The organism is Microvirgula curvata, assembly GCF_054781615.1.
Map to the genome: position 1 here is coordinate 57,556 of NZ_BAAGUB010000013.1, position 19,242 is coordinate 76,797.

The 19,242-nt window shown below is 65.6% G+C and carries 11 protein-coding genes; 9 read left to right on the top strand and 2 right to left on the bottom strand.

Going from position 1 to position 19,242, the window contains the following annotated elements; genetic code table 11:
* Window positions 1–352 precede the first annotated feature (352 nt).
* Window positions 353–2,623, top strand: a complete 2,271-nt coding sequence (locus ACYVG8_RS07475; RefSeq protein ID WP_158537445.1) for a putative bifunctional diguanylate cyclase/phosphodiesterase — start codon at window positions 353–355, stop codon at window positions 2,621–2,623.
* A 7-nt stretch (window positions 2,624–2,630) separates the two neighbouring features.
* On the opposite strand, the gene ACYVG8_RS07480 is transcribed toward ACYVG8_RS07475, so the two are convergent.
* Window positions 2,631–3,116, bottom strand: a complete 486-nt coding sequence (locus ACYVG8_RS07480) for an Lrp/AsnC family transcriptional regulator (RefSeq protein WP_112692560.1) — start codon at window positions 3,114–3,116, stop codon at window positions 2,631–2,633.
* Window positions 3,117–3,238: 122 nt separating this feature from the next.
* Here ACYVG8_RS07480 and ACYVG8_RS07485 point away from each other — a divergent pair, with 122 nt between their 5' ends.
* From ACYVG8_RS07485 to ACYVG8_RS07495, 3 genes are all read left to right on the top strand, one after another.
* Entirely contained in the window at window positions 3,239–4,270 is a 1,032-nt protein-coding gene (locus ACYVG8_RS07485; RefSeq protein WP_028499100.1) for a histone deacetylase family protein, read from the top strand.
* 42 nt (window positions 4,271–4,312) lie between these two features.
* On the top strand, window positions 4,313–5,341 hold the full coding sequence (locus ACYVG8_RS07490) for an ornithine cyclodeaminase (protein ID WP_460745306.1): 1,029 nt from the start codon (window positions 4,313–4,315) through the stop codon (window positions 5,339–5,341).
* Between the two features lie 95 nt (window positions 5,342–5,436).
* Window positions 5,437–6,618: a branched-chain amino acid ABC transporter substrate-binding protein gene (locus tag ACYVG8_RS07495; protein WP_460745307.1), complete on the top strand. Its 1,182-nt coding sequence runs from the start codon at window positions 5,437–5,439 to the stop codon at window positions 6,616–6,618.
* Between the two features lie 113 nt (window positions 6,619–6,731).
* On the opposite strand, the gene ACYVG8_RS07500 is transcribed toward ACYVG8_RS07495, so the two are convergent.
* A complete protein-coding gene (locus ACYVG8_RS07500; RefSeq protein WP_028499102.1) occupies window positions 6,732–6,941 on the bottom strand; it encodes a hypothetical protein in 210 nt (69 codons plus the stop codon).
* Window positions 6,942–7,489: 548 nt separating this feature from the next.
* Between ACYVG8_RS07500 and ACYVG8_RS07505 the strand changes: the two genes are divergently transcribed.
* Genes ACYVG8_RS07505 through ACYVG8_RS07525 form a run of 5 tightly spaced genes read left to right on the top strand, consistent with a single transcriptional unit; the run spans window position 7,490 to window position 19,196 of the window.
* Window positions 7,490–13,450, top strand: coding sequence for a DUF4347 domain-containing protein (locus tag ACYVG8_RS07505; protein WP_460745308.1), 5,961 nt, complete (start codon window positions 7,490–7,492; stop codon window positions 13,448–13,450).
* Between the two features lie 60 nt (window positions 13,451–13,510).
* Window positions 13,511–15,031 carry a TolC family protein gene (locus tag ACYVG8_RS07510; protein ID WP_028499103.1) on the top strand — a complete coding sequence of 507 codons (1,521 nt, stop codon included), beginning with the start codon at window positions 13,511–13,513 and terminating at the stop codon, window positions 15,029–15,031.
* Window positions 15,028–15,759, top strand: coding sequence for an efflux RND transporter periplasmic adaptor subunit (locus ACYVG8_RS07515; RefSeq protein ID WP_234412957.1), 732 nt, complete (start codon window positions 15,028–15,030; stop codon window positions 15,757–15,759). The genes ACYVG8_RS07510 and ACYVG8_RS07515 overlap by 4 nt, the downstream gene beginning before the upstream one ends.
* A gap of 7 nt (window positions 15,760–15,766) precedes the next feature.
* Window positions 15,767–17,086, top strand: a complete 1,320-nt coding sequence (locus ACYVG8_RS07520; protein ID WP_112692557.1) for an efflux RND transporter periplasmic adaptor subunit — start codon at window positions 15,767–15,769, stop codon at window positions 17,084–17,086.
* A 1-nt stretch (window position 17,087) separates the two neighbouring features.
* The gene (locus tag ACYVG8_RS07525; RefSeq protein ID WP_028499106.1) at window positions 17,088–19,196 is read left to right on the top strand and encodes an HlyD family efflux transporter periplasmic adaptor subunit; all 2,109 of its coding nucleotides are present in this window, start codon (window positions 17,088–17,090) and stop codon (window positions 19,194–19,196) included.
* The last annotated feature ends 46 nt before the right edge of the window (window positions 19,197–19,242 follow it).

A 19,242-nucleotide genomic window follows, 5' to 3' on the forward strand; every position in this document is an offset into this window, starting at 1 on the left:
CCACTCGTTGGATGTCGGGATGGCGGCAGTACCACACCTGAATCAGTATCCATTCAATGCCATTATCCTGCAAGGAATGCGCCAGAGAATGCTGATGGCAGCGATGGCAGCGCTGTGTAGTGCAAGTTTGCGGAGATCAAAAGACCGGCGGATCATAAAGAATCGGGAACGTCAGTTCAAAACCATTCGTCATTAACCGGCTTCGGGGAGCGGTGACAGGCGTATCATCGGGGGGCAGGCAGGACATGCCCGGGTGTGCTTCGTTTCATGACCTGCCTGATACCGGGAAGGCCTTCCGACAACAACAATACAAGTGCGCATCGCCATGATCCTGAACTTCATCCAGAGTGTAGTGCTCATCTTGTTGCTGTGCGGGTTGCAGTTGGTCAACGTTCGCTACTGGCATGGCAGGAGCCTGCCCGCGCAGATTACCTCGGGCTTTCTGTTCGGGATCACGGCCATCGTCAACATGATGGGGCCACTGGTGCTGGCGCCGGGATTTTTCATTGATGCGCGGCTGGCCATCCTGAGCATGGCGGCGCTGTTCGGCGGCCCGCTGGTGGGGATGCTGGCGGCTGGCCTGGCGATTGCCTATCGGCTCGGGATCGGGGGCGGGGGCGCCTATTTCGGTGCGGCAAGCATGTTGTTCGCCGTGGTGTTTGGCCTGGGCTATCGCCATGCGTCGACTCGTGGCTGGATACGGAAGGGCATTCCGCAGCTGACCGGCTTCAGCTTTCTGGTCCATGCCTGCGCGCTGCTGCTGCTGGTGCGGATTCCCGAACTGCGGGAAACGCCGCTGGATCTGGCCATTATCACCATGGCGATCACCATGCCGGCGACCACGCTGATGCTGGGGCTGCTGCTGGAAGATCTGCAGCGGCGCAGCAGCGTCCAGCATGAACTGGCGCAGAGTGAAGCCCGGATGCATGCCATTACCCGTGCCATCCCCGACCTGTTGCTGGTGCTGGACGAAGACGGCCGTTATCTGGAGATCGTGTCGCCCAACCAGCAGCGTCACCTGCTGTACGACGAAGCGGTCAGGCTGCAGGGCAAGCGCATGCACGATGTGCTGCCGGCGCTGAAGGCTGACCGGTTGCTGGCTTTTGTCCGTGAGGCTATTGCCACCAATGAGCCACAGGAAATCGAATACACGCTGAAGATCGGTGCCGAGCACCGGACCTTCGAAGGCCGGGCGCAGGCGCTGGATCTGGATCTGGATGGCAAGCGGGCGGTGGTGATGGTCACGCGCGACATTTCGGCGCGCAAGGCCGCCGAGGCGGAAATCCAGCAACTGGCGTTCTTCGATGCGCTGACCGATCTGCCGAACCGGCGGCGCCTGCTCGACCGGCTGCAGCATGTGCAGGCGCATTGCGCGAAAACCGGCAAGTCCGGCGCCCTGCTGTGCATCGATCTCGACGATTTTCGCAATATCAATGACCTGTACGGCAATCCGCATGGCGACCAGATCCTGCAGCAGGTGGCCAGGCGGCTGGAAGAGCTGATGTGGGAGTACGGCATGGTGGCCCGGCTGGGTGGAGACGAGTTCGCCGTGCTGCTGGAAGGATTGCCTGCCGCCCAGGACGAGGCGGCGGAGCAGGCGGCCCAGGCCGGGCAGCGACTGCTGGACGGGCTGCGCGAACCGTACCGGCTGGGCGACAGCCTGCAGTCCTGCACCGGCAGCATCGGCATCATCCTGTTTGGCGCGGCCGAGCCCGAGCAGGACCTGCTGCACAAGGCGGACCTTGCGTTGTCGGCGGCCAAGGAGAGCGGCAAGAACGGACTGCATTTCTTCGACCCGGCCATCCAGGACGAGGTCAGCGCCCGGCTGCGGCTGGAAAATGAAATCCGGCTGGGGCTGCAGAATGGCGAGTTCATCGTGTACTACCAGCCGCAGATCGATGCCCAGGGCAATCTGCGCGGTGCCGAAGCGCTGGTGCGCTGGCAGCACCCGCAGCGCGGCCTGCTGGCGCCCGGCTTCTTCCTGCCGGCGGCGGAGCGGGCGGGTCTGCTGCAGCAGATGGACCGTCAGGTGTTCGATACCGCATGCCGGCAACTGGCGCACTGGGCCTCTCATCCGCAGCTGAACCGGATGTCGGTGTCGGTCAATATCAGTGCGGTGCAATTGCACCAGGCCGACTTCGTGCAGCAGATTCTGGACGGGCTGGCGCGGCATGATGCGCCGGCCTCCATGCTGATGCTGGAGCTGACCGAGTCGCTGCTGGTGGGGGATCTGGCCAAGGCCCGTTCGCACATGAAAGAGATCAAGCAGCACGGCGTGCGCTTTGCGCTGGACGACTTCGGTACCGGCTATTCGTCGCTGTCCTATCTGCCGCAGCTGCCGCTGGATGAACTGAAAATCGACCAGTCCTTCGTCCGCAGCCTGCCGGCCGACAACGGCAATCTGGCCATCATCCACGCCATTACCGCGCTGGCGGCATCCTTCGGCTTTGAGGTGGTTGCCGAAGGGGTCGAGACCGAGGCCCAGCTGGCGATACTGGCGGGTTGCGGTTGCCTGCGCTACCAGGGCTACCTGTTCGCCAAACCGATGTCGGCCGAAGCGCTGGAGCAGTTCGCTGCCGACCGCCAGCCGCATCCGCTGCTGAGCCAGCTGATTCTGCAATGAGCTGCCATCATTCCGGCACCGGCAGCCGGCTCGACGACTTGATTTCGCGCAGGGCCAGGCTTGAGTGGATCGAGTGGATGCCATCCATCTTGCGCAGCACGTTTTCGACGAAGGCGCTGTAGGCGTCGAGGCTTTCCGCCACGACCTGCAACAGGTAGTCGGCATTGCCGGTGATCTTGTGGCAGGACAGGACTTCCGGATGCTCGTGGATCGCCGCCTCGAAACGGTTAGGCGCTTCGTCGCCATGGGCGCCGAAGCCCAGACTGACAAAAGCCAGTACGTCGTAGCCGAGTTTGCGCCGGTCCAGATTGGCCTGGTAGTCCCTGATATAGCCCTCGTCCTCAAGCCGTTTCAGCCGCCGCCAGCATGGCGTCACGCTCAGTGACAGATGGCCGGCCAGCTTCGGATTCGACAGGGTGCCGTCCTGTTGCAACAGACGCAAAATAGTCCGATCCGTGTCATCCAGCTGGTGGTGGGGTCTGTTTGTGCTCATTTATGCCATCCTGTGAGTCTGTCTTGCTCCTATCGTAGCGACCGACGGGTCGCGAAAGCAAAGTAAATCCTGCGGGTCCACCCCATACTGGTTCCCGTCATTCACCTGCTTTCCCGACCGCCATGCTTACCGTGTACAGCACCGCCCACCGGCTTCACCATGCGACCGAACTGAAGGACGGCGTGCTGAAGCCCTGCTTCGAGATGCCCAGTCGCGCCGATACCATTCGTGCCCGGGTGCAGGCGGTCGGCCTGGGTGACGTGATTGCGCCGCGTGCCTTCGATCCGTCCCGCTATGCCCGCGTCCACAGCGAACGCTATGTCCGCTTTCTCGAACAGGCGTGGGGCGAGTGGCGCGAACTGGGGCGCGAACACGATGCGCTGCCGCTGATCTGGCCGGTCCGCGATCTGCGCAGCGATATCGAGCCGGAACATATCGACGGCAAGCTTGGCTTCTATGCCATGGACGCCGGTGTGGCGATCACCGCCGGCACCTGGGAAGCGGTACGTACCAGCGCCGATCTGGCACTGACCGGCATGGCCGTGCTGGAGGCCGGCGAGCGCAGTGCCTTTGCGCTGTGCCGGCCGCCGGGCCACCACGCCGCTGCCGAGTACATGGGCGGCTACTGCTATCTGAACAATGCGGCCATTGCCGCCCAGGCCGGTCTCGATGGCGGTGCCCGCCGCGTGGCAGTGCTTGATATCGACTTCCACCATGGCAATGGCACCCAGAGCATTTTCTATGCGCGCGACGATGTGCTGTTTGTCTCGCTGCACGGCGATCCGAAGCAGTCGTATCCGTACTTCCTTGGGCATCGCGACGAGACCGGCGCCGGTGCCGGTCTTGGCTTCAACCACAACTACCCGCTGGCGCACGGTACCGACTGGAACGGTTATGGCGCGGCGCTGGCCGATGCCTGCCGCCGGGTGGCCGCCCATGCACCGGATGTGCTGGTGGTGTCGCTGGGGGTGGACACGTTCAAGGGCGATCCGATCAGTCATTTCCGGCTGGAAAGCGAAGACTTTCTGCGTATCGGCGCCACCATTGCCGGGATCGGCTGTCCAACATTGTTCGTGATGGAGGGCGGGTATATGGTCGACGACATCGGCGTCAATGCGGTCAATGTGCTGTGCGGTTTCGAAGGCCGGTCCTGACCGCGGGAACGCCCCCACCCGGAATGAACCAAGGAGGCTGAAATGACCCGCTACATCGATGTCAACGATCTGAAACGACTGCTTGCCAGCACCGGCGTCGAGCCATTCATGCTGGGCCTGGTCGACTATATCGAATCCGATTACCGACGCTGGGACGAGTTCCAGAAATCCGCCCGCGTGGCCAATCACTCCCCGGACGGCGTGATCGAGCTGATGCCGGCGGCGGACCGGCAGCTGTATGGCTTCAAGTACGTGAACGGCCACCCGAAAAACACCGCGCAGAACCTGCTGACGGTGATGGCCTTCGGTGTGCTGGCCGATGTCGATACCGGCTTTCCGCTGCTGCTCAGCGAATTCACCATCGCCACCGCACTGCGCACCGCCGCCACCTCGGCGCTGGTGGCCCGGGCGCTGGCCCGGCCCGATGCCCGGACGATGGCGGTGATCGGCAACGGGGCGCAGAGTGAATTCCAGATTCTGGCGTTCCGCGCGCTGCTCGGCATCAACGAGGTCCGCGTATTCGATACCGATCCGGCGGCGACGGCCAAGCTGATCCGCAATCTGTCCGGCGTGCCCGGCCTGCACCTGACACCGGCGGCATCGACTGCCGATGCGGCTCGCGGCGCCGACATCGTGACTACGGCAACGGCCGACAAGGCGCTGGCGACCATCCTGACTCCCGACATGATCGAGCCGGGCATGCACATCAATGCCGTGGGCGGCGACTGCCCGGGCAAGACCGAACTGCATCCGGACATTCTGGCCCGGGCCCGGGTCGTGGTCGAGTTCGAGCCACAGACGCGGATCGAGGGCGATATCCAGCAGATGCCGGTTGATTTTCCGGTGGTCGAGCTGTGGCAGGTACTGACCGGTGCCGTGCCCGGACGCGAAAACGCGGAGCAGGTCACGGTGTTCGACTCGGTCGGGTTTGCGCTGGAAGATTTCTCCATGCTGCGCTACCTGCACGACCTGGCGCGGGAAAGAAACATCGGCTCGGTCATCGACCTGGTGCCGGCCCCGGACGATCCGAAAGATCTGTACGGTTTCATGCAAACGGCTGCGGCCGGATAAGCAGTACCGGGATCAACGAGACCGTGGGCGCCGGCCGGACATCTGTCCGGCCGGCGGACACACGGCGGGATCCCACCGACAACAAGGAGAACACGATGAGAGAAATGGCGAAACTGGGGACCGTGGTGGCGGCGGTGCTGCTTGCTGGCGGGTGCGGAAAGCAGACGCAGCCGGCGGCCGGCGCGGCGGGGAACGACGGGACCGAGGTCGTTCGCATTGGCCAGGCTTCGCCGCTGACCGGCCCGATTGCGCATCTGGGCAAGGATGTCGAGCAGGGGGCCCGGCTGGCGATCGACGACATCAATGCCGCCGGGGTGGAAATCGGCGGCCGGAAAGTCCGTTTCGAGCTGGTATCGGAAGATGACCAGGGCGACCCGAAAATGGGCGCCCAGGTTGCCCAGCGGCTGGTCGATGCCGGCGTGGTTGGCGTGATCGGCCACCTGAACTCCGGCACCACCATGCCGGCGTCACGCCTGTATGCCGATGCCGGTCTGCCCCAGCTGTCGCCGTCGGCGACCAATCCCGACTTTACCCGTCAGGGATTCAGGACCACTTACCGGCTGATTGCCAACGATGTCCAGCAGGGTATCGCGCTGGGCCGCTTTGCCGTCGACGTGCTGAAGGCCAGAACCGTGGCCGTCGTCGATGACCGGACCGCGTATGGCCAGGGCCTGGCCGACGAGTTCGAGAAGGCGGTCAGGAGCCAGGGGGCCACCGTGGTCAAGCGCGAGTTCACCACCAACAATGCCACCGACTTCGGCGCCATTCTGACCTCGATCAAGGCTGCGCAGCCTGACGTGGTGTTCTACGGCGGGATGGATGCACAGGCCGGCCCGATGGCGCGGCAGATGAAGCGGCTCGGCATCCATGCCCGCCTGCTGGGTGGTGACAGCGTGCAAACACCGGAGTTCATCCGCCTGGCGGGCGATGCGGCCGACGGGGTGTATTCGTCCGCCTGTGGCGTACCACGCGACCGGATGCCGGGTTTTACCGATTTCAATACCCGTTACAAGGCCCGTTTCAATACCGAGGTCCAGGTTTATTCGCCATACGAGTACGACGCGGTTCATGTGCTGGTCGATGCGATGAAACGCGCCGGCTCGACCGATCCGAAGGTGTTCCTGCCCAAGATCGCCAAAACCGACTATCACGGCGTGACCGGCCGGGTCGCCTTTGACAAGCAGGGCGATATCCGCGATGGCGCCGTGACTTTCTATCAGGTCAGGAATGGCAAATGGGAAGTCGTATCTTCTGTCGGCGGAGCCAGAGCCACCTGAGATTACCGGCAGTTTCCCCTGTCAGTATTGGCCGGCACGATGCTGGCCTTTTTTTCGGACAAATAAAAGCTGCAGACACGGTGACCGTCGGCGCTCACCCTGCATGCCGTCGATCAGAACGGCATGCGCCCCTTGACTGACGCGGTCTGGTTGATGAAGTCACTGCGGTCTTCGGCGTCATGGCGGGCGGTGATCTCGGCACCGCCGGCGCTGGCGCCCGTTGCGACGCTAATGGTCGTATTGCCCTGTGCATGGACTTCGCCTGTCTCCGTGACCGCGACGCTTCCCCCATTGCGCAGGACGCATTCGCTGGCAAAGGGCATCGGGGTCGAGAGGCTGGCTGAGCAAATCTGAGAAAACGGCGGAATATATATAACGTAAGTCTGCTTGCCGCGAAAATGAAAAAATCATGACATATAAACAGTGCGGAACACGCTGATCTACGAAATTTGGACTATATCCTCGTAGCAAATATTGCATATACACTATGCCAAGGTAGTAGTGCCGCCGGGGGGAGGCACCACGCTGAGGGGGCGGATGGTCCGGCGGAAAGCCGTGAAGCAGCGAATGGCAGGCGCCTGCGGTTTTCGGAGAACCGGATGCGGGGTCCGCCCCCGATGCCGCCCTGGCGCGGCAATTCATGCCATGGTCGGGGAAGGGCCTGGCGGCGCCCCTGCCACTCAGGCCGGCAGGACATGTGAAATTTTCATGATGTCCACTTTACCAAAAAATGTTCGACACTCAGGCCGATGACAATCGGTCCGGATGTCGTGTTCCCGATGTGCAAGCAGAGGCCGTCATGAATATGAAACCGTCCCACCACCCGGCCCCTGCAGTGGCAAGCCGGCCCCGCAGCAAACGTGGCCTTCTGATGCTGGCACTGGAGCCGCGGCTGATGTTCGATGGCGCGGTCGTCGCCACGGCCGCCGTGGCCGATACCCATGTCGATGCGACACGCGATACGTCGGCGACCCGGTCCGATGCGGCAGCGCCCGCGACACCCGCTGCCGCCGAGCGCCCGGTGGCCGAACAGTCCGCAGCCGTCTCCGGCCGGCAGGTGGTGTTTATCGACTCCGGCGTGCGCGATTACCAGTCGCTGGTGTCGCAGATGCCGCCGGGCACCGAGGTGGTGATGCTGGACGGCCGGGGCGACGGGCTGGCACAGATCGCCCGGTGGGCGCAGTCGCACAGCGGCTACAGCGCCATCCATATCCTGTCGCACGGTACCGAGGGCAATCTGCTGCTGGGCACGCAGACGCTCAACGGTGCCAATATGGCCAGCCATCAGGCGGAGCTGTCGTCCATCGGCCAGGCATTGAGCGCCGATGGCGACATCCTGCTGTACGGCTGCAATATCGCGGCCGGCCAGGCCGGTGCCACCTTTGTTGACAGCCTGGCCCGCTATACCCAGGCCGATGTGGCGGCGTCCACCGACATGACCGGTGCCAGCAGCCTGGGCGGCGACTGGGTGCTGGAGCGCAGCAGCGGCCATATCGATGTGGCCGGGCTGCGGCCGGCCTACAGCTATCTGCTGGCACAGCCGGTGAATGGCACGACGAGTTTCGACAATGTGAGCAACGGTCCGTATCTCGCCATTGGTGGTTCGTACGGCGCCGGCCTGACCGCGAGCAATGTGGAGGGCTGGGATGTGCTGCTGAAATCGGCGGCTGCAACCAATTGCTATATCAGTGCCGAGGCGATGACCGGGCAGACCCTCATGATCAGTGGGGGCAGTAATGATGGCATGCCATTGGCTTACATGTCGCTCAGTGCGAACAACGGCTACCTGTTCGATCTGGCCCGGGTCGATGTGGCCATTGCCGGCCCGTCAGTCGGCAGTTCCGGGGTAGTCCGGCTGGTGGGTTACCGGGATGGTGTGGCGGTCAGTGGTGCGATATTGAGCCTGATGCTGACCGACACCAATCTCGGCGGGCTGCTGATAAGCTTCAACGTCTCCGGCAATGATGCGTTCAAGGGCATCGATTCGTTCCGTATCCAGGCGGATGGCTCATACCAGGTTACCGGTGCTTTCGGTGTCGACAATGTCACGGCCACCAACTTCCGCGCACCGACCGTTGCGCCAGTACTGACCCCAAGTGGTGGCAGCAGTGCCTACAGTGGCGGCACCGGCAATGCGGTGACGGTCGACAGTGGCATGATCGTGACCGATACCGACAGCGCCACCCAGGCCAGCGCCACGGTGGCGATTACCGGCAACTTCCGCAGCGGGGAAGACCTGCTGGCGTTCAGCAACAGCAACAGCGTCACCTTCGGCAATATCAGCGCCAGCTACAACAGCAGCACCGGCATCCTGACCATGACCTCCAGCGGGGCGACCGCCACCCTGGCGCAATGGCAGGCGGCGCTGCGCGCGGTCACCTACCAGGACACCTCGCTGTCACCGAATACGGCTACCCGTACCATCAGCTTTACCGTCAATGACGGGGGCAACGACAGTACGACCGTGACCCGGAACGTCACGGTTGCCGCCAATGTTGCCCCGGTGATCGGCAATCTGAATGGTGACAACCCGACCTTTACCGAAAAGGGCGGGGCGGTAAAACTGGATACCGGCAGTGCCGTGACCGTGACCGACAGTGATTCGCCCGATTTTACCGGCGGCAATGTGACGGTGCGCATTACCGCCAACGGGCAGAGCCAGGATGCGCTGGGCATCGATACCGGTGGCACGGTGGCGCTGAGCAGCGGCACCAGCGTGGGCAGTGTGGTGACTGTGGGTGGTGTCGCCATTGGTGTCATCGCCGGCGACGGGGTGAGTGGCCATGACCTCGTCATCACCTTCAACAGCAATGCGACGCCGGCCCGGGTCAGCATCCTGGTCGCTGCGCTGACCTTCAACAATGGCAGCAGTGATCCCGGCACGGCCAGCCGTACGGTCAATGTCAGCGTCAACGACGGGCATGGCGCCAGCAGCTCGGGCAATGTCGCGGTGTCGGTCGCGGCGGTCAATGATGCGCCGACGGCCACCGCCACTGGCAGGAATCCGGCCTTTACCATCGGCGATGCCGCCGTGCAGGTCTTCAGTGGCGCCAGCTTCAGCACGGTTGAGGCTGGCCAGAGCCTGCTCCAGCTGACGCTGACCGTCTCCGGGCTGCATGATGGCAGCAGCGAAATCCTGACGATCGACGGCAGCAGCGTGGCGCTGACCAATGGCAATACATTGACCAGTGCCGGCAACGGGCTGAGCATTTCCGTATCGGTATCGGGGGGCGTGGCCACCGTTACCCTCGTCAGCAGCGGCATGTCCGGTGCCACGGCCAGCAGCGTGGTCAACGGCATAACCTATCGCGACAGCAGCAGCAGCGCCATTGGCGGCAGCCGCGTGGTGACGCTGACGTCGGTCCGGGACAGCGGTGGCACCGGCAATGGCGGTGTTGATACCACCAGCCTGGCCGTGGCGTCCTCGATCATGGTGGGTGTCGTGCCGGTGGTGAGCGTCAGCGGCGGCAGCAGCGCTTTTACTGCCGGCGACAACATGGCATCCACCCCGGTGGCCGTTGACAGCGGCATGACCGTGACCGATACCGCCAGCAGTACGCTGGCCAGCGCCACGGTGTCGATCACCGGCAATTTCCACGCCGGCGAGGACATCCTTGCATTCAGCAATGGCAACAGCAGCCTCTACGGCAATATCGTTGCCAGCTACAACAACGGCACCGGGGTGCTGACGATGACTTCCAGCGGCGCGACGGCGACGCTGGCGCAATGGCAGGCGGCACTGCGGGCGGTGACCTACACCGACAGCGCGGTGACGCCGAACACGGCCACCCGCACCATCAGCTTCCAGGTCAACGACGGCAGTGCCAGCAGCACGACGGTCAGCCGGGCGCTGACCGTCACGGCGGTCGACCAGACCCCGGTTGCCACGGGCAGCGGCGGCAGTGCCGCCTTTGCCGCCGGCGACAATACGGTATCCACCCCGGTGGTGGTGGACAGCGGCATTACGGTGTCGGATCTGGACAACAGCACCCTGGCCAGCGCCACGGTGTCGATCACCGGCAACTTCCACAGCGGCGAAGACATACTGGCATTCAGCAATACCAGCGCGATCGCCTTCGGCAATATCGTCGCCAGCTACAACAGCGGCACCGGGGTGCTGACGATGACCTCCAGCGGCGCGACGGCGACGCTGGCGCAATGGCAGGCAGCCTTGCGGGCAGTGACCTACACCGACAGCGCGGTGACGCCAAACAGCGCGACCCGCACCATCAGCTTCAGCGTCAGCGACGGCAGCAAGAGCAGTGCCGTGGTCAGCCGCAGCGTGACCGTGGCTGCGGTCGACCAGACCCCGGTCACCACGACCAGCGGCGGCAGTGCGGCCTTTGCCGCCGGCGACAACACGGCATCCACCCCGGTGGTGGTCGACAGCGGCATCACGGTCTCGGACCTGGACAACAGCACCCTGGCCAGTGCCACGGTGTCGATTACCGGCAACTTCCACAGCGGCGAAGACATACTGGCATTCAGCAATACCAGCGCGATCGCCTTCGGCAATATCGTCGCCAGCTACAACAGCGGCACCGGGGTGCTGACGCTGACCTCCAGCGGGGCGACGGCGACGCTGGCGCAGTGGCAGGCGGCCTTGCGGGCCGTGACCTACACCGACAGCGCGGTAACGCCGAACACGGCCACCCGCACCATCAGCTTTGCCGTCAATGACGGCAGCAAGGACAGCGCGGCGGTCAGCCGGACGGTAACGGTGGCCGCCACCGACCAGACGCCGATCGCCACGGCCACGGCCGGCAGCGGCAGTTATCCGGTCGGCGGTACGCCGACGCCGGTGGTGGTCGACAGCGGCATCACGCTGTCGGACCGGGACAGCAGCACGCTGGCCAGTGCCACGGTGGCGATCACCGGCAATTTCCACAGCGATCAGGATCTGCTGGCGTTCAGCAATGGTAATGCCAGCCTCTACGGCAATATCAGCGCCAGCTACAACAGCAGTACCGGGGTGCTGACCCTGACGTCCGGCGGCGGTACCGCGACGCTGGCGCAATGGCAGGCAGCGCTGCAGGCCGTGACCTACAACAACAGCTCGACCTCGCCGGACACCGCGTCCCGTACCGTCAGCATCAGGGTCAATGACGGCAGCAAGGACAGCGCAGCGGTGACCCGCGTCATCGCGATGCAACTGCTGGTGCCGACGGTAGACGGACTGACGGTCGGCAGCGACACCGGCCGCAGCCAGAGTGACGGCGTGACCAGCAACAACATGCCGACCCTGAGCGGAACGGCCATTCCGAACAGTCTGGTCACCATCTATGTGGATGGCGTGCAGGTGGACGGCACCGTGGCGGATAGTGCCGGCGTCTGGCACTACAGCTTTGTCTCCAGCCTGGCCGACGGCGTGCATGACATCACGGCCATGACCAGCAGCGGCGCGGTCAGCAGCGGCCTGTCCCCTGCCTGTCGGGTGACTATCGACACCAGCGCGCCATCCGCGCCGTCCGGCGTTGCACTGAGTACGGCGACCGACAGCGGCAGCAGCCACAGCGACGGCGTGACCCGTATCAACCAGCCGACCCTTGTCGGCACGGCGGAAGCCGGCAGCACCGTGGCGGTGTACGTGGACGGTGTGCAGGTCGGCACGACGACGGCGGATGGCAGCGGCGCGTGGCGCTATGCGCTGACCAGCGCCCTGGCCGACGGTGACCACAGCGTGCGGGCGACCGGAACCGATGCCGCCGGCAATACCGGAGCGCTGTCGTCCGCGCTCACCCTGACCATCGACACCGTGACCCCGGCCGTGCAGCAAGTCACCTTGCTGGATGCCCAGCCGGTCAGCGGTAACCGGGCTGCCTACAGCGTGGCGTTTTCCAAACCGGTGGACATGCTGACCAGCGCGGATCTCTCCATCCTGACCTCGGGCACCGCCCACGGCAGCATCCTGAGCATTACCCGCAGCAGCCCGACCACCTTTATCGTCCAGCTGGGAGACGTGGGGGGCAACGGCAACCTGTCGCTGGTCATCAAGTCCGGTGCGGCGGCGGACCTTGCCGGCAACACCCTGTCGCAGCCGGTCACGGCGCCGGCCTACCAGGTCAGCACGCCGTCCACGGACCTGGCGCCGATCATGCCGTCCTCGCCGCCGACGCGGCCGGGCGGGGACGGCCACCCGGCGCCGGCCGTGGTCGTGGCACCGATTACACCGAATATCGTACTGGCCACGACGGCCGGCGGCACCAGTGCGGGCAGCCTGCCGTCCATCGCTTCGTGGGATGCGCCGGTCCAGGATGCCGGCGGTTACCGGGCGTTTGGCCAGTCCAGACAATTCGGCCTCGACCATTTCGCCATGCCCGCGCTGACCGGGGACGGGGAGAGAACCGGCGGGCGGAGCGGGCTGTCCGGCTTCGTCAGCACCGGTCTGGATGCCCGGGCGCCGGTTCTCCGGATCGTGCCGGACCTTGGCGTGCTGTCGGTCCAGGCCGACCAGAGTTTCAGCGTCCAGCTGCCGGCCGGCACGGTCGTTGCTCGCGATCCCGGCGGGCTGACGATCCAGGTGCGGCAGAGCAATGGCCAGCCGCTGCCGCCGTGGCTGCACTTCGACCCGGCCACCGGCACTTTCAGCGGCAAGCCGCCGGCGGGCTGGAACCGGACGCTGTCGCTTGAAGTCAGCGTCTTCGACAAGGACGGTCACCGCGGTCAGGCCCGTCTCCAGTTGCAGTTCGGTCAGCGCCTGGCCTCCGCGGAGGCGCCGGCCGCCGAGCCGGCTGCACGCGGCAAGCCGGCGCTGAGCGAGCAGTTTGCGCGGGCGCGGGTCGCCACGGCGCCGGACTGGCAGGCGCCGGCGACCCTGCCGGAACCGGCCTGAGGCACGGCGGACACCGGCCGGAGCCGGATATCAATTTCAAAGTATTTCAGAAGGGATGTTATGCGAGTCTTGCAACAAGCGCTGCCGCAAGCCGGGGGCTTGCGGTTGCTGTCCATGGCCGTGGTGCTGGCCCTGACCGGCTGCGCCGTCAGCCCGAAGCCGATCAGCGTTCAGGAGCGGCAGGCGACGCTGGAAGCGGATCGCCAGGCCATGTTTGGCAGCCAGGAGGCGCTGAGCGGGCCGGTGACCCTGCAGGAGGCGATGGCACGGGCGCTGAAGTACAACCTCGATTACCGGGTCAAGCTGATGGAAGAGGCGATGGCGCAGCGCCAGCTCGACCTGTCCAGCCTGGACATGCTGCCGCGGCTGGCGGCGGGGGCCGGTTTCACCTCGCGCAACAAGGACAATGCCTCGTCATCACAGAACGTGGAAACCGGCCAGCAATCGCTGGTGCCGTCGGTGTCCACCGAGCGCCAGCAGCGCACCGCTGACCTGAGCCTGAGCTGGAACGTGCTCGATTTCGGCGTCAGCTACTACACGTCGCAGCAGCAGTCCGACCGGCTGCTGATCCTGCAGCAGCGCAAGCGCAAGGTCGCCCAGCAGATGATGCAGCAGGTGCGCGAAGCCTGGTGGCAGGCGGTGGCGGCCCAGCAGCTGCAGACCCGCATCGACAGCCTGCTGAAGGAAGCCGAAGCCGCCATGGAGGATGCGCGCCAGGTTGAAGTGCAGAAGCTGCGCTCGCCACTGGAAGCGCTGACCTATCGCCGCCAGCTGCTCGATGTGATCCGCCAGATGGGCATCATCCGCAATGCCCTGTCGCAGGCCAAGCCGCGGCTGGCCGCAATCATGAACGTGCCGCCCGGCCAGCGCTTCGACGTGGCGGTGCCGGCCGAGCTGACCCTGCCGCCGCTGACGCTCGGCATCGACAGAATGGAAGAAATGGCGCTGCTGAACCGGCCGGAACTGGCCGAGGCACGCTACAACGAGCGCATCGGCACGGCGGAAACGCGCAAGGCCATCGCCAAACTGCTGCCGGGCCTTGAGTTCAGCGTCGGCGAGCATTACGACAGCAACAAATTCCTGGTCAACAATGCCTGGGGCGATGCCGGCCTGCGCATCAGCTGGAATCTGCTGAACCTGTTCAATGCCGGCCCGATCACCCGTGCCGCCAACGCACAGCTGGAAGTTGCCAAGGCACAGCGCATGGCACTGAGCATGGCGGTGCTGACCCAGGTCCACGTCGCCTATCTCGACTTCCAGGGCCGCTCTCGCCAGTTCGGGCTCGAGAAGGAACTCAACGGCGTCGAGCAGCGCATCTACGAGCAGAACCGCAATGCCAGCAACAGCGGCGCGCAGGGCCGTCTGCCGTCGATCCTGGCCAATGCGAACTCGGTATTCTCGTCGCTGCGCCTGTACCAGAGTTATGGCGACCTGCAGAACGCCTATGGCCAGATGGGCGCCAGTCTGGGCCTCGATCCGTTGCCGAGCGCCGCCGCCGGCCACGACCTGCCGGCGCTGGTCGCCGCGTTCAAGGGGGCCGAGCAGCAGTGGCAGGGCTCGATCGCGGGGGAACAACAGTGAAAACGGGACTTCGCCTGGCCGTGCTGGCCGTTCTGCTGGGCCACGGTGTCGGGGCGCTGGCCGCCCCGGCCAGCGATGGCCGCATTCGCGTGCAGTTGATGGCGCGCCATGCCGTGACCCTGTCCGGCGAAATTGCCGCCAAGATTGCCCGGCTACCGGTGCAGGAAGGCGGCAGCTTCAAGCGCGGCGACCTGCTGGTCAGCTTCGATTGCGGCAGCTACCGCGCCCAACTGCGCAAGGCGCAGGCCTCGCTGGAAGCGGCCAGCCAGCTGGTCAAGGTCAATGACCAGCTGGCCAGGCTGAATTCGGCCGGTGCGCTCGAACTGGCGCAGTCGCGGGGCAAGGCCAAGGAAGCCGCGGCGGATACCAGCTATATGCAGACCGTCGTGTCCAAGTGCTCGATTACCGCGCCGTTCGACGGCCGGGTGGCGCGGCGCATTGCCGCCGTGCACCAGTACGTCAGCCCGGGCAATCCGGTGCTGGACATCGTCGATTCCGGCCAGCTGGAACTGCGCATGATTGTGCCGTCCAAGTGGCTGGCCCGCGTGACGCCAGGCAGCCGCTTCACCGTGGTGGTGGACGAACTCGGCACCCGTTTCCCGGCGCATGTCGAACGCCGCGGGGCGCAGATCGATCCGGTCAGCCAGTCCATCCCGGTGGTGGGGGTGATCGATGGTGATGCCGCCAGCCTGCTGCCCGGCATGAGCGGCTGGGCCAGTTTCAAGTAAGGCCGCAATGAATCCTGTCGATCACACCCGCGAACTCGCGGGGCTGCTGCAGTTGCTGCGGCGTGCCCGCGAGGCGGAAAGTGCTGCGCAACTGGGTTTCATCATGGTCAATGAAACCCGGCAACTGCTGGACTACCGCCAGGCCGCGCTGTGGCATGAAGGGCCGCACGGGCATGTTGGCGCCCTGTCCGGACTGGTCGAGCTCGATCCCACGGCCCCGTATCTGCAATGGCTGGACCGGCTGTTCAGCCATCTCCGCCAGCAGGACGGCGGTCCGTGCCGGCAGCTGGGCGCGGCCGACGTGCCGCCGGCACTGGCCGACGAGTGGGCAACCTGGCTGCCGGCGCATGCGCTCTGGCTGCGGCTGGATGGTGCCGGCGCGTTGCTGCTGGCGCACGAGCAGGGCTGGGGCGAGTACGAGCTGAAGCTGGCGGCCGAACTGGCCCATGGCTACAGCCATGCCTGGCGCCAGTTCGCGCCGCGCCACAACTGGCGTGACCGGGTGCGCTCCTGGCTGGCGGTGGGCAGGCATCGCCGCCGCGTGCTGCTGCTGATCGTGGTGCTGGCCTGCCTGCCGATCCGCCTCAGCGTGCTGGCGCGTGCCGAAGTCGTGCCGCAGAATCCGCGGCTGCTGCGCGCACCGGTGACCGGCGTGATTGCCGACGTCAGGGTGCAACCGAACCAGCGCGTGGCCCAGGGAACAGCCCTGTTCTCGCTGGACGCCACGGCGCTGTCCGGCCAGTTCGAGCTGGCCAGCCGCGAGCGCGATGCGGCGCAGGAGAGCTTCCGCGCCAGTGCCCAGCTGGCGGTGACCGACGACAAGGCCAGGCAGGCCATGGCGCAGGAACATGCGCGCATGGAAGAAAAAACCATTACGGCCGACTATACCGGCCGCGAGCTGCAGCGGCTGCATGTCGCCGCGCCGGCCGCCGGTGTCGTGGTGTTCTCGGACCGCAGTGACTGGCTGGGACGTGCGGTGACGGCGGGCGAGAAGGTCATGACCCTTGCCGATCCGGCCCGGGTCGAACTGACCGCCTGGCTGCCGGCCGGCGAGGCGATCGCCATCGAGCCGGGCAGTGACATCACCCTGTATCCGAATGCGGCGCCGACCGAATCCTACGATGCGGAAGTCAGCCGCGTGGCCTACCGCGCCGAAGTCAGCGAGGGCGGGCAGCTTGCCTACCGGCTCCAGGCCCGGTTCAAGTCCGGCGAGAAGCCGCGTCTTGGCCAGATGGGCACGGCTCGGGTCTACGGCGACTGGGTACCGATGTGCTATTACCTGCTGCGTCGTCCGCTGACCGCCGCCCGGCAATGGCTGGGCTGGTAGCATGAGCCAGTCCTCCCTGCCGCGGCTCCGCCAGGAACTGAGCCTGCACGCCGGACCGACCCAACCCGACGGCTCGCCGAGCTGGCTGCTGCACGATCCGGCCGCCAATCGCTTCTACCAGCTGGACTGGGCCAGCTTTGAAATTCTGGCGCGCTGGTCGCTGGGCGAAATCGGCGCCGTGCGCGATGCCGTCAATTGCGAGACGGCGCTGCACGTTGATAATGATGACGTGCTGGCGGTATCCGCTTTCCTGTCCCGCCACCAGCTTGTGCAAGCCGACAGCAGCGAGAGAAACCAGTGGCTGTGGCAGCTGTATCAGGGCAGCCGGCCGTCGCGCGCCATGTGGCTGCTGAAGAATTACCTGTTTTTCCGCATTCCGCTGATCCGGCCCGAGGCACTGCTGGCGCGGCTGGCACCGCTGTTCGCCTGGGTTTTCACACCGGGCTTCTGGTGGGGGCTGGGTGGGCTTGCGCTACTGGGTCTGACCCTGGTCTCGCGCCGCTGGGATGAATTCACGCACACCTTTTCCGCCTACACCGGCGTCAGCGCGATGCTGGGGATCGGCCTGTCGCTCGGCTTCGCCAAAGTCCTGCACGAAATGGGGCATGCGCTGACCGCATACCGCTTCGGCTGTCGCGTGCCGGCGATGGGTGTGGCTTTTCTGGTGCTGATGCCGGTGCTCTACACCGATACCAATGATGCGTGGAAGCTGCCCTCACGACGGCAGCGGCTGCTGATTGGCGCGGCCGGCATGCTGGCCGAACTGATGCTGGCCGCCGTCGCCACCCTGCTGTGGGCGCTGCTGCCGGACGGACCGCTGCGCGCCGGCTCCTTCCTGCTGGCGACCACAACCTGGCTTGCAACGCTGGCCATCAATGCCAGCCCCTTCATGCGCTTCGACGGCTACTTCCTGCTGGTGGACTGGCTGGGCATGCCGAATCTGCACCAGCGCGCCTTTGCGCTGGCACGGTGGCAGATGCGTCGCCTGCTGCTGGGACTGGACGATCCGGTGCCGGAGCACTTTCCGCCGTCACGCCAGCGCGGGCTGATCCTGTTCGCCTGGGCAACCTGGCTGTACCGGCTGGTGCTGTTCCTGTCGATCGCCTTGCTGGTTTACCACCTGTTCTTCAAGGCGCTGGGCCTGTTCATGCTGGCGGTGGAGCTGGGCTGGTTTATCGTGCGGCCGATCGCCGGCGAGCTGAAAGTCTGGTGGCAGCGCCGTGCCGAACTGCGCTGGCAGCGTGAAACGCGGCGCAGTGCGGCACTGCTGGCGGCGCTGGCACTGTTCGTCGCCGTGCCGTGGCAATCCGATATTGCCAGCCCGGCCGTGCTGACCGCCCTGCATTCCCAGGGGCTGTATGCGCCGGCGCCGTCCGTGGTGCAGCAGGTGATGGTCAGACCCGGCCAGCAGGTCAGGGCCGGCCAGCCGCTGCTGCGGCTGCAGTCCAGTGCGCTGGAGGCCCAGCTGACGCTGGCCGACGCGCGCGAACAGGCACTGGCCCAGCAACTGGCCCAGCAGCCGTTCCACCCCGAGTTGCAACAGCTGGGGCCGGTGCTGTTCAAGCAGTGGCAGGCTGCGGCACAGCAGGTGGAGGGTCTGCGCCGTCAGGCCAATCGCTTGCTGCTGACCGCGCCGTTTGACGGCCGGGTGGCGGATGTCGACGAGTCGGTGGTGGCCGGCACGGTGATCGCCGAGGGCGAGCGGCTGCTCGATGTGATCGGACCGGACGGCGTCAAGGGCGAAGCCTTTGTCGACGAGGCCGCGCTGGCGGGACTGGCGAGCGGCGACGAGGCGCGTTTCGTGCCGGACAGTGGCGAACGCTGGGCGGTGCACTGCCGACTGGGCCAGATCGACCGGCTGAACCTGCCGACGCTGGACCAGCCGCTGCTGGCTTCCGTGTACGGCGGGCCGATCGCGACCGAGCAGCGTCAGCAGGCGCTGGTACCGCTGGAAGCGGTATTCCGGGTGCGGCTGGAGCGCTGCGAGCGCCAGTCGGCGCCAACGCGAGAACTGGCCGGTGTGGCCCGTCTGCAGGGACCGTGGCGCAGCTGGCTGCAGCGCGGCGTGCGCCGGGCACTGGTGCTGTTCCAGCGCGAGGCCGGGTTGTAAGCCGGGGGCGCCCCGGCGCCGTGGTGTTCAGCCTGCCGTACTTCTT

What these genes read in the sequence shown, in the direction of transcription:
- ACYVG8_RS07480 (WP_112692560.1), bottom strand. Translation starts at nt 3,116, where the DNA reads ATGAGCACAAACAGACCCCACCACCAGCTGGATGACACGGATCGGACT.
- ACYVG8_RS07485 (WP_028499100.1), top strand. Translation starts at nt 3,239, where the DNA reads ATGCTTACCGTGTACAGCACCGCCCACCGGCTTCACCATGCGACCGAA.
- ACYVG8_RS07490 (WP_460745306.1), top strand. Translation starts at nt 4,313, where the DNA reads ATGACCCGCTACATCGATGTCAACGATCTGAAACGACTGCTTGCCAGC.
- ACYVG8_RS07495 (WP_460745307.1), top strand. Translation starts at nt 5,437, where the DNA reads ATGAGAGAAATGGCGAAACTGGGGACCGTGGTGGCGGCGGTGCTGCTT.
- ACYVG8_RS07500 (WP_028499102.1), bottom strand. Translation starts at nt 6,941, where the DNA reads ATGCCCTTTGCCAGCGAATGCGTCCTGCGCAATGGGGGAAGCGTCGCG.
- ACYVG8_RS07505 (WP_460745308.1), top strand. Translation starts at nt 7,490, where the DNA reads ATGCTGGCACTGGAGCCGCGGCTGATGTTCGATGGCGCGGTCGTCGCC.
- ACYVG8_RS07510 (WP_028499103.1), top strand. Translation starts at nt 13,511, where the DNA reads ATGCGAGTCTTGCAACAAGCGCTGCCGCAAGCCGGGGGCTTGCGGTTG.
- ACYVG8_RS07520 (WP_112692557.1), top strand. Translation starts at nt 15,767, where the DNA reads ATGAATCCTGTCGATCACACCCGCGAACTCGCGGGGCTGCTGCAGTTG.
- ACYVG8_RS07525 (WP_028499106.1), top strand. Translation starts at nt 17,088, where the DNA reads ATGAGCCAGTCCTCCCTGCCGCGGCTCCGCCAGGAACTGAGCCTGCAC.